Below are 20,824 nucleotides of genomic sequence, written 5' to 3'. Positions count from 1 at the left end.
CTGGAGTCTGATCATGGTAACAATTCGGAAGTCCAAAAAGCCTGATGATGAGGTCGCCTCCGGTGACTGGACCTTCGCGAGAGACATAGAGGGCCAGCAGAACGAGAAGGTCATCCTGGACTGGAGCTTCGAGCTCCCTGGAGGTGGCCGCTTCACCGATCAAGCGCACGCAACACTTCATCAGCAGATGACCTTCTACCTGCGGTCAGCCCTCGACAATGGTGTGCTCTCCGTTGGGTCACTTCCGGCGACGATGATGAGCATCAGAGAGATTGCCGTTTACATGATCCGGCGAAAGATAGACTCATTGATAAGCCTCACCTCACTCCACAGCTGGGACTTCATTGATCACCTGGAAAACCAGTACTTGGAAGGTAGCTTCGATGAAGGGAGACCTAGGGACTGGAGCTACGCCACGGCCTACAAGCTGCTGCGACCGCTCGCGCAGATCTATGAGCTTAAGGCCAAGTACAAAGAAGCCGGAATCGACTGCCTGCCGGAGCCGCCCTTCGACGGGAAGTCCGCCAATCGAGTAGTCGAGATTGACCTGGGTCTGAAGAAGGGGGGCGGCCTCGCACCAATTCCAGATGACGTTGCCGTTCCGTTGCTAAGCAGAGCTTGGGAATGGATTCGCTATGGTCTTGATGATGTGATTAAGATCCAGAACCACTTCCTCCAGAGAAGGTCCCAGATGCCTGAAAGAGGACCAGCGAGGGTGAAAGCTTTCGAGCAGCTAAGCGAAGAACTTCGCGACTACAAAATGGCCATCGTGCCCGATACGGGCCAGCCATGGCATGCACCGCTTCATCCACGGACAAGAGTCGATGAGGAAGGAGCAGTAGTTGAAGTTAGCACAGTGCAGAGTGTGCGCCGGCTCGTCATGAACACCATTGCCGCCGCCACAATCTGCATCCAGGGTTGCGTTGGCCTGAGATCGCATGAGCTGATTGGCCTAAAGATCAGTCATGTGAACGACCCGCTTGATGGCATCGTTACGATCCATCAGTCTTCTGACGGACTGATGGACATCTTCATGATCAATGGGGTGTCGGCAAAGGGGAAGAAGACTGATCACGCCTGGACCGCAGGTCTGAGGCCCTGCGGTACGGACTATGAACCCATACCAATAGCGGCGCTTAAGGCGCTGTGTCGTGTGCTTGAGCCATGGAGACTGCTCAAGGGTGAAGGAACCAAAGACCTTCTGCTCAGCTTCTCCGAAGCCAAGTCATTGCCTTCGCATGCGAAGCATCTGGGTCGGTTCACGGCAATGCGCATCGCTGCATTGCAGAGAGAGTTTGCGGCTGAGCTACTAGTGTCAAAGTACGGGCTGAGCGCACAGGATGCATGGCATAGAACTAGGAGCATTCGGCCTCTTCGCTGGAGGAAAACGTTTGCCCATTACATCTACAGGACAAAGCCTGCGCTGCTCGGTGCGCTTCGCGATCACTACCGCCATATGAGCGAGCGAATCACCGAGTCGGGCTACATTGGAAGCGATGCAGCACTGCTTGAAGACCTGCAGGGGGAGCGGACGCTGGAGGCAGCGCAATTCTTCCTTGAGGTCATGACAGGGCATGCTGTGGCGGCTGGCCCTGCAAAGAAGCTAATCGCCAAGCATGCAAACGAGCTGGCAAGCTCGATCAACAGTATGGATGGCGATACGGCCATAGACAAGGCACTAGCGCTCGTCAAAATTTCGGGCTTTGAGATGTGGACGGGGACCTACGCTAGCTGCCTGATCAACATCCTTCCGGCTGAGTCTGCCTGCAATCCGCATGCGGACTTGCTGACAGGTTGGCGTCAACCAGACTTTGGAATTCGATCTCCGACACTGTGCGCCTCGTGTCGCTGTTGTTTGATCCTTCCCGAACACCGCGAGTTCTGGCAACGTCGCCTGGAGGAGAATCAGGCGATCGTTGCTGAGGAGAAACGACTGGGCGGTACGAGGTCTGGGCGGTCAATTGCGGAGCGTCGGGTTGCGCAGAGCCACTCGATACTCAAGCACCTACGAAAGGCTACCGCTTCCGACTCCGACGATTGATCCGGAAGGGCGTAACCGTATCGTCCTCTTCCGATCGAGCCTTCAGCTTGCTAAGCCGAAGCTGTAGTGACGCATTGTGCACTTGCGTCAGATGGAGCAGTCGTCTCAGCCGACGGCTCTCCGCCTTCTCTTCAACAAGCTGTGCGCTCAGGCCGCGATTGGCTTCGGCCTTCGATGCCTCCCTAATTGCCTCCCATTGTTCTGAATAGCGAGAACTGGAAGATCCAAAATTGGATCTGCTAACCCCTGATTCCCTCTCAACACCCTTGACGGAGACAAGGCGTTGCCCAGCCAACAGTTTTGCGACATTCGCTGGGTGCTCAGGCTTCTTCTGCACTAGCCGCGCGAGACCGGCCTTGATTCGTGCTTCGGTGGAAAGACCATTCTTCATTTGAACTCCCCAAGGCCGTTGACCAAGCAGGAACCTATGGCTCAGTACGCTTGTAGGTACATGATTCAGAAATCGCAGTAGCGGCTCACACAATGGCAAATGTGCGCTCACTCGAGGGAGAAAGCAACGCTGGGTTGCGCAATACTCCGAAACTTACCTCGTGCACTGGCCTCCAATCCCTATCGGAATTTCTACCTGATCAATATGTGTGCTCCCGTACCGGCAATCGCTCTGTACACAGGGCAAGGATGAAGAGGGCTAGAGATTTTCAGTCGATCCGACGACTCATAACCGGGGGTTTCAACTGCGAGGGAGATAACGTATCACGAGCTCGCGGCTTGCCCGTACCAGTAGGCTCACGCAATGGACAGATGTGCTTGGAAACGGCAATGTAGGCATACGTAATTATCAAAGAGAGTCCCATGAAGCCGACCATCTTGGCATTGGACCTGGAAGGAACGCTGATCTCCAACGCCATAAGCCAGATTCCCAGGCCCGGACTCTTTCAGTTTCTGGAGAGCGTACGTTCTCAGTTTGAAGAGCTCGTCATGTTCACGACCGTGCCGGAGCCTCTTACGCGAAATATTGCTGGGCTCTTGGTTCGCGAAGGGAGCGCGCCAGAGTGGTTCACTCAACTCCCGTACGTTCAGTGGTCGGGCAAGACCAAGGATCTGTCGTACGTCTGCCCTCGACTTGGGGGGGCTCTTCTCTTAGACGACCATGGCCCTTACGTGCACCCCGGACAGGAGCAGTTCTGGGTTGAGATCCCGCTGTACGAATCGCCGTACTCGGAAGACGACAAGGGGCTGAAGATTGCCTCTGCGAGGTTGCTCGAGAGACTCTCACTTCTGGAAAAATCGATATCCGACAAGCTGAGACCAGAGCTTCGCTAATCGTCCCGCTACTTGAGTTTCGCATGACTAAAGGAAAAGGGTGACCCCCCAGATCAGGAGGCGTTGAAGACAAACGATTCGTCGTGAACTCACGCGCTTCTATCCGGAGCGACTGACACAGCGCTGATCGAGCTCTATGCGCTGGTTGAAAACTATCGAGGCGGTGGTTGGTGTGGTGCCAAGATCGGCATGTCTGCCGATAGCTGCGATAGGGAATGGCGCGGGCCGGAAAGGTCGCACGTATCCCAACCGCGCCTTCACGAAGCGCTTCTACAAGCCTATTCCGGCCACAACTACGGCTGTGATTGGTAGCGGGTGCATCCATCCGCAGAGGTCGCGCCACCTGAGGAGCGTTGCGCCGCGTGCACCTTTGTAAGCTAACTCATTGGCTAGTCATGTCGATTGATCGGTCGACGCGAGCTTCGGTAACACATCCTGATCAAAAATTTCCTGTGCGGTACGGCCGCTCGGCTTATAGCCGGTAATCTCCTCAAGGGGCTCGACTGTGCCTCCAATTGCAACAATCACATAGCGAAGCGATGTGCCGTTGAGAGAAAACGATCGAGCAGGCAGCTGGTTCATGAGTTCTGCCATGCTCGGAGCATATCTTGCGATGTAATCTTTGAACTTGAGTCGCCGTTGCTTGAGTAATTGCAATAGCATAGGATTCGCAAGATCCTCAGGACGCCACCGTGCAGGCTCAAAATTATCAGAAAGAACTAAATCTGGGATGAGATTCGCTCTTCGAGCATCGTAGGGTTGATGTTTTACGGTAGCGTCTACTAGATAATATGGGGGTGCAACAACTATGGCGTGCGGTGCAGTGAATTGACCGTGGTCGATGGCCCAGAAGTGGCGAGGCGAAAGAGCTGACGCTGATGGGAATTCGATAGTGAGAGTTGCCTTTGCTACGTAGTTCCAGATTCCTAGCCTGTCCAGCATTCGCCCAATCATGCCCGAGGCGTCTACACACGCTCCTAACCTACCATCTCTCTCGACCGATGCGCGCACCGCTTCCGTCACGATAGCAATCTTCTGTCTCGCGTTCGCTAGATAGCTCTCATCGTACTTCTTCGCTTCAACGTACCTCGCATAGAACTCAAGATAGCCAGGATCACGCTGCTCCTGCTTGAGGAACTCTACAGAGTCATAAAACCCTGCCGTATTGAAGTCTATCCGGCCACGCTCAAATATCTGCTCTAGCTCGCTCTGCTTGGTCTGGTTCGTCAGCGCCCACGAAGTCTCCGCTTTCCCTATTTCGGCTGAGCTGGCAAAAGAATCCATAGCCATATCTCCTTTCTATAACAGACTAACACTCATGTAGACCGATAGTCCGAGGCAACTGAGAGGTGTATTACGACAATATTTTCTGGCTAGGCCGTTCTGATTTGAGCGCAGATGGTGGTTGGTATAGTCACCGCTACAACTCCATGATGGTCGGCGCGGCTGTGTGCCGAACAAGTGAGTTCTCAGGGAAAACTCTCGCAGCACCACGGGAGGACAGCCCGCGCAACGTAATGCCCAGAGACACGTTACCAACGTAATGTGTTTTATAGATCGGAAAATCCAGAATTGGGTGAATGAGCGTGACGTGTGACTCATCGGTGGCGCCCTGGAAGCTTGAGGTGTTGATTGCCACCACAATCCCCGTTTCTGGGTTGATCACAGGGCCTCCGCTCGCGCCGCCGTGCAAATGAATTGAGGTTCGCATGCAAGGAAAATTCAACATCACGCGATCTCGCTGTACTGGGAAGACATCCAAAACAGCGCCATCGTAATGGTGCCCCGCAATGCCCATGTGAAGCACCCCGTTATGGCGTGCAACAACTGTATCGGGGAATGCGTAAGTGGTCAGCTTCAATCCGGGCGATGGAACAGGTCCGCCGACTGGAAGTACATAGTTTGGAAGCGCTACTTCGTGCTCAGCGTGCAGCAGTGGGTGGAGCTCACAAAGTGCCACGTCCGATACAGGGTGCCTTATAACTTGCCTGAACTGTCGAAAATAGAATTCGTTAGTGGCATCCTTTATCTGAACGCAAGCAAATCTAGGTAATTCTCCTTCATCAAAAACATGTTTTGCTGTAAGTATCATGTTTGGGCCGACAAAGAATCCCGTCCCAACGACCCTCAAGTCGTCTCCACTCGGTCCCTTTACAACGATAGGCATTACGCCTTCCATGGGAGATATTTCGCGACCAGATTCCGCAATAGTCGAGTATGAAGTGGAGGATATTCCTTCCTGTGCTTCCCTGCGTACATCTAGTTTGAGCGGCATCGCTTCTCTAAGTGCGAGAGCAATGCGTGTACTGCGATCCCCTCTTCTATTAGCCTCTCCCATTGCGGTATACCCTTTGTCTCGACGAGAAATTAAAGGCCCATGTAGCACCTCTAGTTTCTTATCTGAAAGTGCACGACTGATTCGTCATTCAATTCATTAGCTCAAGCTGCAGCACGCCTAGCTAGATTCTAGGCCGCTTCCCAAAATCACCTATGAGAGAACTAATAGCGAAGCGCCCTCCGGCAAATCTCGGTTTAGTCTCATGCCGAACTCAGTCCCTGCTTCAGCATTGATTTCCGCCACTACAGTGTTTCCAATCCTCAGTTCCTCGATCGTGATCTCGTAAATCAATCCCTTTCCAGCGAAGAACGAAAGGCCGGGTTCCAACCTAATTCGTTGAGACGCACGCGAACCGAAAATTTTGCCTGTGTACTTCTTCACTGCTACCGCCACCTCCTTAGTCGCGCCGGTTGAGCGACCTGCTTCGATTATCTGAGTCCGCAACAATGTGGCAAGGCATAGGCATAGAGTCTCAACGAAGTCTGCGTAAGCGACTAGCTGATTCGATCCACTGATGTTCGATACGGCTCCGTGCGATGCCTCATTACGTTCCGTAATAATTCTCTTCAGGTAGTTCGCAGGGGTATCTTCATCCCAGATGATACGGTCAAATAGTGGCTTTCCTTCCGGCACGGTACACGCTCGAGCGAAGGCGTTCTCGACACCCAGCTTGGCAAAAATCCTGTTCACGACATCCGCGCGATAATTGTCAGAGTCGGTAAGAAATGCATCGGCCAGCAGCTTGTAAGCGTTCCCCCGGAGGCCATCAACCAATCCATTTGCAATCGCGTCCTCAGACAACGTTGAAAAAAGAGTGTTGGTCGGCGCCCATTTCGAAAGTATGTAACCGACGCCGACCCGATGATTTATCCGTACAGCCTCCGCTAATCCGTTATAGGTAGGATGGAGTTTTGATATCTCATCTACGTATTCTTCAACAAGATCGCAAATTGCCTGTTCCCATAATGCGTAAGTTCGGGTCACGGCTGCCGAGGAATCAAGGATCTGCCAAGCCAGTTTGTCCGGTGCCCCACTCCTGAGAATATCGACAGCCGCTTGGTCCAGCCCAAGGGGGGCAATATTCGGCGTAGCAGCATTCAAGGTCTGCCGTAGGCTTTCTTGCCATAGGACAGCTGCCCTTAAGTCAGCCAATTGGCGAGATAGTGCCGCTGGTTGCGAGTTGAACATGAGAGCAGCCGCAGCTTATGCCAAAACAGCAGTTAACATGTCTTTGAAAGCGTCCATCCTCTCTTGGATTGCCTTTGCGGTGTTTCCTTGGCCAGTGAAGGTGCCAGGACGAGCGGTAGCAACCAGTCGATGCGTCGCCTGAACGACCTCCTTTGAACGATGGAGCAACTTCTCGCGATTGCCGAGATTCTCGCTCAGCCCAACCATTACAGCGTCGGCGAAGGCAATCTGAGGCTGGCGGGCAATTCGGCCTTGCTTCTGCACCCATGGCTTAAACAACTCCGCGCCGTAAACTTCAGCCGCCAGCTCAATAGTTTCACTGAAGATCGCACGCAGCTCGCTTATATCAGCCGCATTGAACTTCCGGCTTCGAACCATGTACCTATCAAGGAACTGCTGAAGTCCCCCACGATACTGATTGCGATGGCGAAGAGAGAAGAATCGAAGGACGAATTCAACGTCTCTCATCTTGCTGAAATGAGGGTTATTAAGCAAAGAATCTGATGGGTTCTGTTCCTCTTCCTCGCTGTACTTCGGCAGACCCCACGCCGCCCTCATCCTCGGGTGTCGAGAGAGCTCCAGAAGAAGATCGTCGAACTCATTGTGATAAATGCAGTGGCGGATCTCTTGGTTCTCAAGGTGCACGCCGCCAGTGTTAAGGCGTTCAAAAACCTGCTGCCGTAGAAGCATCTCGTGCTCCCCGGTGGTGGCAGATTCCTTAAGCAGTACGATGTAGGAAATTGATCGACGATCCAATCCTTTACGGATCTCGCTGGGCAGCGTGCTGTACTGTCGACCGTTAAGCTCTGGCCACTGCTCTAGACCGCGGAGCTTGAAACTGTTCTCGTAGAATTCGCTAATAGTCGAGATACGTTGTTGCCCGTCCATTACCTCGTATCGGGCAAAATCCGACTCGAAAAGGAAACACGGAGGAACAGGGATGTTCATGATGAGAGACTCAATTAGCTTAGACTTTCGCTTGACATCCCAACGTTTCCGGCGTTGGTAGAACGGCTGCAGCCGCATCCAATCCGCGCGCTTGAGTGCAGCTACGAAATTTGGGAGTTGCTCGCGATTCGATTCCGTAACAATGCGAAGCTCTCGAGCTGAGTATTTGCTGTTGATCTCTTCATCTGTCGGTTTGCGGGTCCGTGCGACTGGCTCGTCCAGCCACATGGTCTGCTCACTCGGGGAAAATGGCACGCTATGTCTCCTTTTGCTGCGAGTACTGCAGGCCGCACGGAGCGCCACTATAGCAAGAACGGCAGAAAGCTCGCGCCGCCTACTCGGCTCGGTGCATGGCCGTCGACGCAGCATCTGACAGGTCCAAGCAGGCCTATCACTAGTAACATACCGCTCTGCTGATCCTATCGACCATCGACGGCCCAGATTTGCACACTTGACCGCCCTGGGTTTCGTAGACACGTCGCAGCTAAAAACTATGGCTTAGGCGGAGGTGATCATGGGCACGATGCGGTAGACCAATGAGTTCAAGATCGAGACGGTACGGCAGATCGTTGAGTGCGTCAGTCCAGTAGCGGAGGTAGGTAAGCTATCGACTGGGCGATCGATCCACAGTCTTTACGGTTGGAAGCGGCAGCATGTCAACCGTGACGTGTGCTAGATCGTACAGCAGGACCAGAAGGCGGAAGTGCTCCGCCTCGAGGGGGGGCTTTGCCAGATCACTCAAGAGCGAGGCATTCTAACTAAGTATAGCCGCCACGTCCTTTGCGAAGGGCTAAGAGCAAAATCTGCCTTAACGAAGCGACACTTAGACCAGTTGTGTCTCTACGCCATATGCCGGATGCTTGGCATCCATCGCATTGGCTGCAACGCTCCGTTGAAAGCGCTGGTAGGCTCTCGCGACAAAGTCGATAAAGTACTGCTCGGGCAAGTGAGTAGGCCCGCTCCAACCTCGACTTCGGCTTGGAGCGACCTCTCAAGTAACCGGCGATGCCGCGCTGCCTCTGCCGTTCGGCAAGACGTTGGTCGCACCAGTAAGCTCACAGTTGGACATTCAGATGAAAAGGGCGCAGCGTTTCCTTCTCGCCCCAAAGCCTATTGATTTCGGAGAGCTCAGGTGAGCAGAACAAGCGTCTCCCATCCACTGCAGATTGCGACCTTGCCCGTCGGGGTGAGCGGCGGTGCAATCGGTGTCACCTTTGCACCGGGAAAGCATCAGGACGTCGCGATGACAGGGTCTTGGGCTCGGGACCTGGACCTCGATCTAGCGTCGATCGTCGCCTGGGGAGCACAGCACCTGATCACGTTGATTGAACCGTGGGAGTTCGAGGAGCTGCGAATCGCCTCTTTGGCCGAACGTTCCGGAGCGCACGGTTTGATGTGGCATGGCCTGCCGATTACGGATGGCGAGGCTCCTGATGCGCGACTGCTTGAGCCATGGCGATATCTAGGACCACAGTTCGCAGCCGCGCTCTTGTCTGGAAGCAGAATCGTCGTGCACTGCAAGGGGGGACTGGGTCGAGCCGGGACCGTGGCGTCGATGCTACTCATTGAAACACGTTGCGTTTCGGATGGGATCGATGCAATTGCTAAGGTGCGCTCAGTGCGGCCTGGTGCGGTGGAGACTGTGGAGCAGGAGGAGTTCATTCTTAGCTGGCCCGAGCGCATGGCGCCGAGTCTCGGATAGCCGCAATGGACGCTAACCTACCCTTCGTTGCCTTGAGTTGGCATACAAGGTGGCGGCATTCGGCAGTTAGTCTGGAGAAAGGGCACCCGAATAGGACGTAGTGCTAAACACTTTTCTTCAAACACATAAAGTGCTGCTGCTCGTACTGCTTTGCGCGCCCCTCGCATGCCTATCTGAACCTGTCGCCGGGCCTGGATTTCGAGACCAAGCTGTTCGCCAAGACCAATGCGCCGCAACTGCTGCGCAAGGAGCTGTCGAAACCGGGTTACGTGCCGCAGCCGATCGCGCTGGGCATCAACACCGATGCGTACCAACCGATCGAGCGCAAGTTCAAGCTGACCCGTCAGCTGATCGAAGTGATGCTGGAGACGAAACATCCGTTCTCGTTGATCACCAAGAACGCGCTGGTCGAGAGGGATATCGACCTGCTCGCGCCGCTGGCCGCGGAGAACCTGGTCAGCGTGCACTTCTCGGTGACCTCGCTGGACCCGCATCTTTCCGCAAAGCTCGAACCGCGCGCGTCGGCACCGCATGCGCGGCTGCGCGCGATGAAGCGGCTGCATGAGGCCGGTGTTCCGGTCGGGGTGATGGTGGCGCCGGTGATCCCATGGATCAACGACAGCGAACTGGAGGCCGTGCTGGAAGCCGCACACGACGCAGGCGCCAGCACCGCGGGTTACGTGCTGCTGCGCCTGCCACTGGAAGTGGCACCGCTGTTCCGCGACTGGTTGGACACCCATCACCCGGATCGCGCCGCGCACGTGATGAGTACCATCCAGCAGCTGCGCGGTGGCAAGGACTACGACAGCCAGTTCGGCACGCGCATGCGCGGCGAAGGCGTGTATGCGGATCTGTTGAACAACCGCTTCAAGCTGGCGCGCAAGCGGCTGGGCTTCAATGCACAGAACAGCCACTGGCCGAAGCTGGAGTGCAGCCGGTTCCAGAAGCCGCTGCCGCCGAAGAAGGATTCGCCGCAGGGCTCGTTGTTCTGAGTAGCGTCGAGCTCGCTCGACTGGCGACGGAAAAGCAGTCGAGCAAGCTCGACTCTACGGGGGATGCAACGCAGTCGAGCAAGCTCGACGCTATGCCCCAAACAACTTCTGCGCGCTCTGGAACAGGATCCAGCTGGTGGCGATGAACTTGTCGCCGCCCTGCGGCCGATTGCCGCGATGGGTGTGGGTGAACGCGGTCGGGGCTATCAGCAGGCTGCCGGTGCGTGGTGCGATCTTGCGGCCCTGGAACAGGAACTCGGTTTCGCCTTCCTCGAAGTCATCGTTGAGGTACAGCGTCCACAACACGTGCCGGTGCAGGGTCTCGGCCTGGGCATCCTTCGGGTATAGCTCGCAGTGCCAGTACGGGTAGCCGCCCTCGCCCGCCGCGTACCACTGCAGGTTGATCGCGCCCGGGCGCAGGCAGGTGCGGGCCAGGTCGGCCAGCTGCTGCGGCGGCATGTCGGGGAAGTCCTCGGCAGACAGGCGTCGCGGCTGGCCATTGCTGTCCTGGATCTGCAACATCAGTGGAGCGATCAACGCCTGTGGATAACGGCGTAGATAAGTCAGCAGGCCGTTGAACACCGCGATCTGCAGCTGCTGGTCGACATCCTGCCAGCCGTCCAGTCCACTGATGCGCAGATCCTTGCTGTGCTTGAGTTCCGGGAACACACCACTGCCGACCGCACCGGGCAGCAGTCCACGCGTTGCACGCATGCGCTCGACGATCGCCGCGCAGACGTCGCTGGGGACGGCATTGTGGATGACTTCGATGAAATCGACCGGGCCCTGCTCGTGCATGCGTGCATTCCTTAGGCGGCAATGGCTCGATGGTGCCGTTTGCCGCCCGTGGTGTCACCCCACGGTCATGTCATCGCTCTGCCATGACCGCTGTCGGTGAAGGCCCCTCAGCCCTGCGCGCCGTCGTGCGCGTGGTGGTAGCGCACGGCTTCGGCCACTTCCTCGCGCGAGCCGAGGAACACCGGCACGCGCTGGTGCAGCTGGTCGGGCTGGATATCGAGGATGCGCTCGCGGCCGGTCGAGGCGGCGCCACCGGCCTGCTCGACCAGCAGGCCCATCGGGTTGGCTTCGTACATCAGGCGCAGCTTGCCGGCCTTGGACGGGTCCTTCTTGTCCCACGGGTAGATGAAGATGCCGCCGCGGGTCAGGATGCGATGCACGTCGGCGACCATGCTGGCGATCCAGCGCATGTTGAAGTTCTTGCCGCGTGCGCCTTCCTTGCCGGCCAGCAGGTCGCCGACGTAGGCCTGCATCGGCGCTTCCCAATGACGCTGGTTGGACATGTTGATGGCGAATTCCTGGGTGGCCGCCGGAATCTGCATGTTCTCGGTGGTCAGCACAAATTCGCCCTTCTCGCGGTCCAGGGTGAAGGCGTGGGTGCCGTGACCGACGGTCAGCACCAGCTGGGTGCTGGGCCCGTAGATGCAGTAACCGGCGGCGATCTGCTTGCTGCCCGGCTGCAGGAACGCGTCATCGCCAGGCAGTTCGACGTTGGTCGGGCAGCGCAGCACCGAGAAGATGGTGCCGACCGAGACATTGACGTCGATGTTGGAGCTGCCATCGAGGGGATCGAACAGCAGCAGGAAATCGCCACGCGGATAGATGTCCGGCACCGGCTGGCTGTGGTCCATTTCTTCCGAGGCACAGGCGGCGAGGTGGCCGCCCCAGGCGTTGGCTTCGAGCAGGATCTCATTGCTGATGACGTCCAGCTTCTTCTGCGCTTCGCCCTGCACGTTGCCGGTACCCGCCTCGCCGAGCACGCCGCCGAGGGCGCCCTTGCTGACGGCGATGGAGATGCTGGTGCAGGCGCGGGCGACGACCGCGATCAGCTGGCGCAGGTCGGCATTGATGCGGCCGGCGTGCTGCTCCTGGATCAGGAAGCGGGTCAACGAAGTACGGGACATGAGCGGGCAGGTCTCGGCAGCGGGAAAACGCCTATTGTCGCCGGTCTGGCGGGGGCGTGCGTGACCGCGGGAAGGCGTAATCGTTTCCAGAGGCGTTGCGCTGGTGGCGCCTCCTTTTATCGAGGCTCGCGGGAGGGAGAGGCGATGCAGGACACGCTGCAAGTACCTCCATGTAAGCTCGATGGCGCCATCCATGGCGCCAACGGTCCTGCATCGCCTCCCCCTGCCGCGCGCTTCAGGGTTCGCCGCGAGCGCGGTGGGGGTAGCAAAGGCAGAGGCAGGAGCAAAAACAAAGGCGCCTCGCGGCGCCTTTGTGATCAAACCACTGGAGCGTCGCTTCAGCCCTTGGCGACGGTGGCCACCGCCTTGGCGACGTATTCCAGGTTGTTCTGGTTCAGCGCGGCCACGCAGATGCGGCCGGTGCCGACGGCGTAGATGCCGAACTCGTCGCGCAGGCGTTCGACCTGCTCACGGCTCAGGCCGGAGTAGGAGAACATGCCGGCCTGCTCGTTGATGAAGCCGAACTGCGGTGCACCGGCAGCGGCCAGCTTCTCGACCAGGCCCTGGCGCAGGGCATGGATACGCTCGCGCATCTCGGTCAGCTCCTGCTCCCACATCGCGCGCAGGTCCGGATTGGTCAGCACGCCGGCCACCAGCGCGGCACCATGGGTGGACGGGCTGGAGTAGATCGTGCGGATCACGCGCTTGACCTGCGACTGCACGGCCTTGGCGTCCGCGGCGGTCGGGGCGACCATCGACAGCGCACCCACGCGCTCGCCGTACAACGAGAACGACTTGGAGTACGAGTTGGCGACGATGAAGCTGTCGATGCCTGCCTCGGCGATGATGCGCACGGCGGCGCCGTCCTGCTCGATGCCCTTGTCGAAGCCCTGGTAGGCCATGTCGATGAAGGGGAACAGCTGCTTGTCCTTCAGCAGCTGCGCGACCTGCTTCCACTGGGTGACGGTGAGGTCGGCGCCGGTGGGGTTGTGGCAGCAAGCGTGCAGCAGCACCACGGTGCCGGCCTGCAGCTTGCCCAGGTCGGCCAGCATGCCGTCGAAATCGACGCCATGGGTGCTCGGGTCGAAGTAGGTGTAATCCACCACCTCGAAGCCGGCCGCACTGAACACGGCGCGGTGGTTTTCCCAGCTCGGGTTGCTCAGCGCAACGGTCGCGTGCGGCAGCAGCTTCTTCAGCACGTCGGCGCCGACGCGCAGCGCACCGCTGCCACCGACGGTCTGTGCGGTGGTGACGCGGCCGGCGGCCAGCAGCGGCGAGTCCTTGCCGAACACCAGTTCGCGCGTGGCCTGCGTGTACGCCGGCAGGCCATCGATCGGCAGGTAGCCGCGCGGTTTGGCTTCAGCGGCGAGCTGCTGCTCGATCTGCTTGACGGCGCGCAGCAGCGGAATGCGGCCACTCTCGTCGTAGTAGATGCCCACACCCAGGTTGACCTTGGTCGGGCGGCTGTCGGCGTTGTACGCCTCGGTCAGGCCCAGGATCGGGTCGCCTGGGACCAGTTCCACGTTTGCAAAGAAGGACACGGCGGTACTCGTTCGGTAGACGGAAAGGGGGAGGAATTGCGCCACGCGGCTTGCGGCTTTCCAGCCGGAAACAGCCCATCGTAACAAAGCCTGCCGGGGCTGGCCGCCGCCATCGTCATCCCCGGGCCCGTACCATGGCGTGCGTTGCCGCCCGATCCATCAACCTGAATCATGAATCCCGCCGCACGACGCCATTGCCTGCCGCTCTCCGCCCTGCTGCTGTCGCCATTTGCCAGCATGGCCGAGCCTGCCCCCACCGCCCTGGCTGCCGTGCAGGTGCAGGCCGCACGCGTACCCGGCATCGACCCGTTCGCCCTGCCCGCCAGCCTGGACACGGTCTGGATCGACGCCGGCCGCGCTGGCGCCGGCGCACAGCTGTCCGAGGCGTTGGGCGGGGTGCCGGGCCTGGTCGCGCGCGACCGGCAGAACTTCGCGCAGGACACGCAGCTGTCGATCCGCGGTTTCGGCGCGCGCTCGACCTTCGGTGTGCGCGGAGTGCGGGTGCTGATCGACGGCGTACCGGCGACCATGCCCGACGGCCAGGGTCAGTTGTCGCATGCCAGCCTGCTCGGCGCCGAGCGCATCGACGTGCTGCGTGGGCCCTTCTCGGCGCTGTATGGCAACTCCTCCGGCGGCGTGCTGCAGGTGTGGAGCGCACAGGGCCAGGCCGGCGACCCGTGGCGGCTGCGCCTCAATGCCGGCGCCGACAACACGCTCAGTGTCGGTGCCCAACTGAAGGGTGCAGGCCACGCGCTGGATTACAACATCGCCGCCAACCACTACCGTACCGATGGCTGGCGAGATCACAGCCGGGCGCGCCGTGAATCGCTCAACGCGCGTATCGGCGGTGATCTGGGCGGTGGGCGGCTGGAGCTGCTGCTCAATGCGCTGGATGCGCCCGATGCGCAGGACCCGCTGGGCCTGACCCGTGCGCAGGTGGCGGCGGACCCGCGCCAGGCCACCGCCGTGGCACACCAGTACAACACCCGCAAATCGGTGCGCCAGCAGCAGGCCGGGCTGCGCTGGACCCGCGAGACCGGCGCGCAGCGCTGGCAGCTGATGGGTTATGCCGGCCAGCGCGCGGTGCGTCAGTACCTGCCGATTCCGCCGGCGGCCCAGGCCAATCCCCTGCATGCGGGCGGGGTGATCGACCTGGACGGAGGCTATGGCGGGCTGGACGCGCGCTGGGGCTGGCACGGCGATCTCGCCGGACGGCCGCTGGACCTGGTGGCCGGGCTCAGCGCCGACCGCCAGCGCCAGCACCGCACCGGCTACGAGAACTTCATCGGCAGCACGCTGGGCGTACGCGGGCAGCTGCGCCGCGACCAGATCGACATCGTGCAGAACGTGGACCAGTTCGCGCAGGCCTGGTGGCAATGGAGCCCGCGCTGGTCGTTGCTGGCGGGCGCGCGCCACAGCAGCGTGCGCTTCGAATCGGACGATCGCTACATCACCGGTCGCAACCCGGACGACAGCGGCCATCGCCGCTACCGGGCGACCACGCCGGTGGCCGGCATCAGCTTCGAGGCCAGCCCGCAGTGGCGCCTGCACGCTGCCGTTGGCCGGGGCTTCGAGACGCCCACCTTCAACGAACTGGGCTATCGCGCCGACGGCCAGGCGGGACTGGCACTGGATCTTGCGGCCGCGCGCAGCCGCTCCGTGGAAGTGGGCAGCAAGTGGCACCCGCAGGATGGAACCCAGCTTGATGTCAGCCTGTTCCGTGCAGATACAGACGATGAGCTGGCCGTTGCCAGCAACATCGGTGGACGCAGTACCTACCGCAACATCGGCCGCACCCGTCGCCAGGGGCTGGAGCTGCAGTACCGCCAGCCGCTGGCCGAGCAACTGGAACTGCAGCTGGCCTGGACCTGGCTGCAGGCACAGGTGCGCTCGCCCTACGTGACTTCGAATGCCGTGGTTGCCGCCGGCAGTCGTCTACCCGGCGTGCCGCGCCAGCAGGCGTTCGCGCGGCTGCAGTGGACGCCGGGCGACTGGCAGTGGGCGCTGGAAGCCAATGCCAGCAGCGACACGGTGGTGAACGACGTGGCCACCGAGCGAGCGCCGGGCTTCGCCCTGCTGCATCTGGAAGGTGGCCGCCGCTGGACCCTGCCGGGCGGCGAGCTGCGTGCGTTCGCGCGGCTGGAGAACGTGCTGGACCAGGCCTACATCGGCTCGGTGATCGTCAACGATGGCAATGGCCGCTACTACGAGCCGGGCCCGGGGCGGCGCGCCAGTGTGGGCCTGCAGTGGTCGTGGCGCTGAAGCGGCCGTGCCGGCTGTTTGCCGGGAAGCTCCCCGGTAGTGCCGGCCGCTGGCCGGCATCGCGCCGTTCGGGATCTCAGGAGGTTGCCGGCCAGCGGCCGGCACTACCGATCAATCGGGGGCCTTGGCCGGCACGAACGGCGAGGTCGGATCGCTGGCCGGGAACGTCTCTTCCAACGCCTGGTCCTGGTTGTCGCTGGCGTGTTGTTTGCGCTCGCGGCGCTTGAGCGGGCTTTCCTGGCCGCCACGATGGCGGTCGCCGCCGTCCTTGCGGTCCTGGGCCGCCTGTTCAGCCTCATGCTTCACCGGCAGGTGTTCGCCGGCCTGCCCGGCGTCGAAAAACGGTGCGCCGCTGCCACGGTAGTCCGCGCTGTCGGCATCGTGCTTGCCGCGCTGCTCGCCGGGAATGGGCGGGTGATTTTCCCGCAGCGGATCTCTGGAGGTCTCTCGGCTCATGGTCTGGTTGCCTGCGCTCGGGGGCTTCTACTACACCGCGGCGCAGGTAAAGCCGCCGCGAACCTGGCGTCATGAACATCTCGCTCACCCGCTGGTAACGGCACCGCGCGTATTCCTGCCCACCCGCCCCCGCTGCAGGAGCCGGCCATGCCCCGTCTTGAACGACCCGCACCGTCCGTGTTCAACGCCCTGCTCGATCCGCTCGGCCAGCGCACCGCGCAGCGCCGCACGCGTCGCCATGAAGACCCGCAGGCGGTGGCGCAGGACTACCTGCAGTACATGCTCAGCGATTACGAGGAGCGTCGCGGGCCCGGTCATCGCAACTGGCGTGACCTGTGCCCGGTCTATGCCTTCGCGCTGACCACCCACGCCGCCGACTGGCCGCGTGGTGACGCCGCCGATACCTGCGAGGAACTGGCCGAGCACTGGGAACAGATGCGCGGACAGTCGCGGCTGAACTGGTCGCAGGCACGGCCGGTGGTGGAAGACGCATGGCGCGCGCTGGATCACATTCCTGCGGCGGCGGTGAAACCGCTGCTGCAGTAGTGCCGGCCGCTGGCCGGCAACCCCAGGAAGCTTCAGGCCGCGAGCCTCTGCCGGCCAGCGGCCGGCACTACCGTTTTCCGTAGAACCCACGTGCACGGCACCGACACGGGTGGTTTACATCGCCGGGCTGAAGCTGGTTGTCCCCTGCCCCGTCACAGGTATCCCCATGGCCCGCCCCATCTGGACCGGCACGCTGTCGTTCGGTCTTCTCAACGTGCCGGTGTCGCTGATGTCCGGCGAACGCAAGGTCGATCTGCAGTTCCGCATGCTCGATTCGCGTGATCGCAAACCGATCCGCTTCGAGCGCGTCAACGCCGATACCGGCGAAGAGGTGCCCTGGAAAGACATCGTCAAAGCCTACGAGTACGACAAGGGCAGCTATGTCGTGCTTGAGGAAGGCGATATCCGCTCGGCCGCGCCGGAAAGCCACGAGGCGGTGGAAGTGGAATCGTTCGTGGATGCAGCGCAGATCGATCCGCGCTACTACGAGAAGCCGTATCTGCTGGTACCAGGCAAGAAAGCCGAGAAGGGCTATGTGCTGCTGCGCGAGACGCTGCGCAAAACCGGCAAGGTGGGCATCGCGCGGGTGGTGGTACGCACGCGTGAGTATCTGTGCGCGGTGATGCCGCAGGAAGACGCGCTGGTGCTGATGATCCTGCGCTATCCGCAGGAACTGGTGGATCCGGACGACTACGCGCTGCCCAGCGGGAAATTGTCCGACTACCGCATCACCAGCAAGGAAACGGCGATGGCCGAGCAACTGATCGAGTCCATGGCCGGTGATTGGGACCCCTCGCAGTACCACGATGAGTTCCGCGAGCGCCTGCAGCAGGTGCTGAACAAGCGCATCAAGTCCAAGGGCGGCACCACCCGGGTGGAAGAGGAGCCGGCACCGCATGAGGATGCTGCCACCAACGTGGTCGACTTCATGGCGCTGCTGCAGAAGAGCCTGGATGCGAACACGCGCACGCCGGCGAAGAAGACTGCGACGCGCAAGGCACCTGCGCAGAAACCTGCGAGGAAGGCCGCGCGGAAGGCCACCAAGAAGGCCACCAAGAAGACCGCACCGCGGCGCAAGGCAGGTTGAGCCGTGTCGCTGCACCAGTACCGGCGCAAGCGCCGCCTTGGCGGTGGCGCGGGACGCACACCGGAACCCGACGACGCGTCTTCCCGCGGTGATCCGAAGCGACGGCCAACGTTCGTCATCCAGCTGCACCATGCCAGTTCGCGACACTACGATTTCCGCCTGGAAATGGACGGTGTACTGAAGAGCTGGGCAGTGCCCAAGGGTCCTTCGCTGCGCGTCGGCGAGAAGCGGCTGGCGGTGGAAGTGGAAGACCATCCGCTGTCTTACGCCGGCTTCGAGGGCGACATCCCCGAAGGTCATTACGGTGCGGGCCATGTGGAGGTCTTCGATCACGGCACCTGGGCCTGCGAAGGGGATCCATTGCAGGCGCTGGCGGCGGGCAAGATCGACTTCGTGCTGCACGGGCAGCGGTTGGCCGGCGGTTGGAAGCTGGTGCGCACAGCGATGAAGGGGCGTCAGGTGCAATGGCTGCTGATCAAGCGCGATGATGAGGAAGCGCGCGATGCCGAAGCGGACGATCTATTGGAAGCGCCCGTTCCGAAACGCTCATCGGCGGTGAAGACGCGCACGGCGGGAAGCACAGGGCGCGCTACACCGGCCGCACGCAGGGCGACCCGCAAGGCCGATGCACGCTGGCATGCGCGCGCGCTGAAACTGGACGGCGCACGCGACACGCCCTACCCTCGCGCCTTCAAGCCACAGTTGACCGACCACCGCGACACCGCGCCGGATGGCCAGCAGTGGCTGCATGAGATCAAGTGGGATGGCTATCGCCTGCTGGCAGACCTGCACGATGGCGAAGTGAAACTGCGTTCGCGCAATGGCCTGGACTGGACGGCCGATTTTCCCGAAGTCGCGCAGGCCATCCGGGCACTGCCGGTGCGCGACGCGCGCCTGGACGGTGAACTGGTGGTGCTGGATGGGCAGGGCCGCAGTGACTTCGCGGCACTGCAACGGGTGATCGACGGCAGTTCGAAACAGCCGCTGCGCTACATCGTCTTCGACCTGCCAGGTGTTGCCGGTGCCGACATCAGCCACGCCCCCTTGCTGGAACGCAAGGCGCTGCTGAAAGCGCTGCTGGGCAATGTACCCGGCATCCTCGCCTTCAGCGAGCATGTGATCGATCACGGGCCACAGGTGTTCGCTGCCAGTGGCAAGGCGGGTTTCGAGGGCATCGTGAGCAAGCAGGTGGATGCTCCGTACGTGAATGCCCGTGCGCGCAGCTGGGTCAAGGTCAAGCACGAGGACACCGACGAGTTCGTGATCGTCGGTCACACGGCACCAAAGGGTTCGCGGGTGGGATTCGGCTCGTTGCTTCTGGCCGCGCAGGACAAGGCCGGCCTGCGCTATGTCGGTCGCGTAGGCACCGGCTTCGACGATGAAAGCCTGCGCGCGCTGCACAAGGCACTGCAACCGCTGGCGGTGAAGACCCCCGTGCTGCCGCTGCCGGCGCATGTGCCGTTCAGCGCCGCCAGCGTGCGCTGGGTGAAACCGGTCGCGGTGGCCGAGGTGGCCTTCCGTGGCTGGGGCAAGGAAGGCCTGCTGCGCCAGGCCAGCTTCAAGCGGCTGCGCGAAGACAAGCGCAAAGAGGACCTGGAAGTGAACATGACAGATGCTGAGGCAGATGCTCAGGTCCAGCTCACCCATCCCGAGCGCATCGTCTATCCGAGGCAGAAGCTGAGCAAGGGTGACGTGGCCGACTACTACCGCCGCATGGCGCGCTGGATCTTGCCGGAGGTCGCGCGCAGGCCGTTGTCGCTGCTGCGTTGCCCCGACGGTGCCGGCAAGGCCTGCTTCTTCCAGAAGCATCATGGCCCCGGGCTGGGTGACGCCGTGCATGCGGTGCCACTGCAGCAGAAAAGTGGTCGCGAGGACTACGTCTACATCGACGACGCGCGTGGGCTGCTCCAGCTGGTGCAGATGAACACGCTGGAGCTGCATCCGTGGGGTGCGACGGTAGACGACCCGGAGCATCCGGACCGTCTGGTGTTCGATCTCGACCCCGGCGACGGCGTGAGCTGGGCACAGGTGAAAGCCGGCGCGCGCGATGTGCGTGACCGCCTGCTGCAGATCGGCCTGCAGAGCTTCGTGCGGCTGTCTGGCGGCAAGGGCGTGCACGTGGTGGTGCCGCTGCAGCCGAAGGCGGACTGGGAGCAGGCCAAGGCGTTCTGCGAGGCGTTCGCGCAGGCGATGGCACTGCAGCAGCCTGACCGCTACGTGGCGACGATGAGCAAGGCGAAGCGCAGCGGTGTGATCTTCATCGATTGGCTGCGCAACACGCGCGGTGCCACCAGCGTGTGCTCGTGGTCGCTGCGGGCGCGCGATACCGCCGGTGTGGCGGTGCCGCTACGCTGGGAGGAACTGGCAAAGGTGACCGCCGCCGATGCGTTCCCGATGACCAGGGCGCTGGCGCGTGCGAAGCGGCTGAAGGGTGACCCCTGGCAGGGCATTGAACGGTTGAAGCAGACGTTGCCGCCGCTGAAGCGGTAGTGCCGGCCGCTGGCCGGCAACGGTAGG

15 protein-coding genes and 1 pseudogene are annotated in these 20,824 nt (G+C 60.9%); 8 read left to right on the top strand and 8 right to left on the bottom strand.

Annotation, left to right across the window (positions count from 1 at the left end):
* Window positions 1-13: 13 nt before the first annotated feature.
* Window positions 14-2,041 (top strand): integrase, encoded by a 2,028-nt coding sequence (locus SSKA14_RS01885; protein WP_008267343.1) that lies wholly within the window; start codon window positions 14-16, stop codon window positions 2,039-2,041.
* 813 nt (window positions 2,042-2,854) lie between these two features.
* Entirely contained in the window at window positions 2,855-3,325 is a 471-nt protein-coding gene (locus SSKA14_RS01880) for an NIF family HAD-type phosphatase (protein ID WP_040006772.1), read from the top strand.
* A 393-nt stretch (window positions 3,326-3,718) separates the two neighbouring features.
* On the opposite strand, the gene SSKA14_RS01875 is transcribed toward SSKA14_RS01880, so the two are convergent.
* The 4 genes from SSKA14_RS01875 to SSKA14_RS01865 all read right to left on the bottom strand — a co-directional run bounded on the left by SSKA14_RS01875 (window position 3,719) and on the right by SSKA14_RS01865 (window position 8,054).
* On the bottom strand, window positions 3,719-4,609 hold the full coding sequence (locus SSKA14_RS01875; RefSeq protein WP_050413326.1) for a hypothetical protein: 891 nt from the start codon (window positions 4,607-4,609) through the stop codon (window positions 3,719-3,721).
* A gap of 136 nt (window positions 4,610-4,745) precedes the next feature.
* Entirely contained in the window at window positions 4,746-5,492 is a 747-nt protein-coding gene (locus SSKA14_RS23210; RefSeq protein WP_157635904.1) for a serine protease, read from the bottom strand.
* A gap of 321 nt (window positions 5,493-5,813) precedes the next feature.
* Window positions 5,814-6,851, bottom strand: coding sequence for an MAE_28990/MAE_18760 family HEPN-like nuclease (locus SSKA14_RS23705; RefSeq protein ID WP_143567687.1), 1,038 nt, complete (start codon window positions 6,849-6,851; stop codon window positions 5,814-5,816).
* Between the two features lie 15 nt (window positions 6,852-6,866).
* Window positions 6,867-8,054 carry a DUF262 domain-containing protein gene (locus tag SSKA14_RS01865; RefSeq protein WP_198283594.1) on the bottom strand — a complete coding sequence of 396 codons (1,188 nt, stop codon included), beginning with the start codon at window positions 8,052-8,054 and terminating at the stop codon, window positions 6,867-6,869.
* A gap of 988 nt (window positions 8,055-9,042) precedes the next feature.
* On the opposite strand from SSKA14_RS01865, the gene SSKA14_RS01860 reads away from it, so the two are divergent.
* Together SSKA14_RS01860 and SSKA14_RS01855 are read left to right on the top strand one after the other, a co-directional pair.
* Complete coding sequence (locus tag SSKA14_RS01860) at window positions 9,043-9,501, top strand: protein-tyrosine phosphatase family protein (protein WP_232281424.1); 459 nt, start codon at window positions 9,043-9,045, stop codon at window positions 9,499-9,501.
* Window positions 9,502-9,638: 137 nt separating this feature from the next.
* A pseudogene (locus SSKA14_RS01855) lies at window positions 9,639-10,493 on the top strand (PA0069 family radical SAM protein); the annotation flags it as partial.
* A gap of 90 nt (window positions 10,494-10,583) precedes the next feature.
* Here SSKA14_RS01855 and SSKA14_RS01850 read toward each other — a convergent pair.
* From SSKA14_RS01850 to SSKA14_RS01840, 3 genes are all read right to left on the bottom strand, one after another.
* Window positions 10,584-11,291: a 2OG-Fe(II) oxygenase gene (locus SSKA14_RS01850; protein WP_008265923.1), complete on the bottom strand. Its 708-nt coding sequence runs from the start codon at window positions 11,289-11,291 to the stop codon at window positions 10,584-10,586.
* Between the two features lie 107 nt (window positions 11,292-11,398).
* On the bottom strand, window positions 11,399-12,415 hold the full coding sequence (locus tag SSKA14_RS01845; protein ID WP_008265475.1) for a class 1 fructose-bisphosphatase: 1,017 nt from the start codon (window positions 12,413-12,415) through the stop codon (window positions 11,399-11,401).
* Between the two features lie 338 nt (window positions 12,416-12,753).
* Window positions 12,754-13,956 (bottom strand): amino acid aminotransferase, encoded by a 1,203-nt coding sequence (locus tag SSKA14_RS01840; RefSeq protein WP_008268265.1) that lies wholly within the window; start codon window positions 13,954-13,956, stop codon window positions 12,754-12,756.
* 171 nt (window positions 13,957-14,127) lie between these two features.
* On the opposite strand from SSKA14_RS01840, the gene SSKA14_RS01835 reads away from it, so the two are divergent.
* Complete coding sequence (locus SSKA14_RS01835; protein WP_008265147.1) at window positions 14,128-16,218, top strand: TonB-dependent receptor; 2,091 nt, start codon at window positions 14,128-14,130, stop codon at window positions 16,216-16,218.
* A 111-nt stretch (window positions 16,219-16,329) separates the two neighbouring features.
* Here the strand turns inward: SSKA14_RS01835 and SSKA14_RS01830 are convergent, their stop codons facing one another.
* Window positions 16,330-16,674 (bottom strand): hypothetical protein, encoded by a 345-nt coding sequence (locus SSKA14_RS01830; RefSeq protein WP_008267970.1) that lies wholly within the window; start codon window positions 16,672-16,674, stop codon window positions 16,330-16,332.
* Window positions 16,675-16,821: 147 nt separating this feature from the next.
* Between SSKA14_RS01830 and SSKA14_RS01825 the strand changes: the two genes are divergently transcribed.
* The 3 genes from SSKA14_RS01825 to ligD all read left to right on the top strand — a co-directional run bounded on the left by SSKA14_RS01825 (window position 16,822) and on the right by ligD (window position 20,797).
* Entirely contained in the window at window positions 16,822-17,220 is a 399-nt protein-coding gene (locus tag SSKA14_RS01825; RefSeq protein WP_040006764.1) for a hypothetical protein, read from the top strand.
* A 166-nt stretch (window positions 17,221-17,386) separates the two neighbouring features.
* The gene (locus tag SSKA14_RS01820) at window positions 17,387-18,307 is read left to right on the top strand and encodes a Ku protein (RefSeq protein WP_008267665.1); all 921 of its coding nucleotides are present in this window, start codon (window positions 17,387-17,389) and stop codon (window positions 18,305-18,307) included.
* 3 nt (window positions 18,308-18,310) lie between these two features.
* On the top strand, window positions 18,311-20,797 hold the full coding sequence (gene ligD, locus SSKA14_RS01815; protein ID WP_008266796.1) for a DNA ligase D: 2,487 nt from the start codon (window positions 18,311-18,313) through the stop codon (window positions 20,795-20,797).
* Window positions 20,798-20,824 lie beyond the last annotated feature (27 nt).

It is taken from the genome of Stenotrophomonas sp. SKA14 (assembly GCF_000158575.1).
GTDB lineage: Bacteria > Pseudomonadota > Gammaproteobacteria > Xanthomonadales > Xanthomonadaceae > Stenotrophomonas > Stenotrophomonas forensis.
This window is presented reverse-complemented; position numbering and strand designations above follow the sequence as displayed.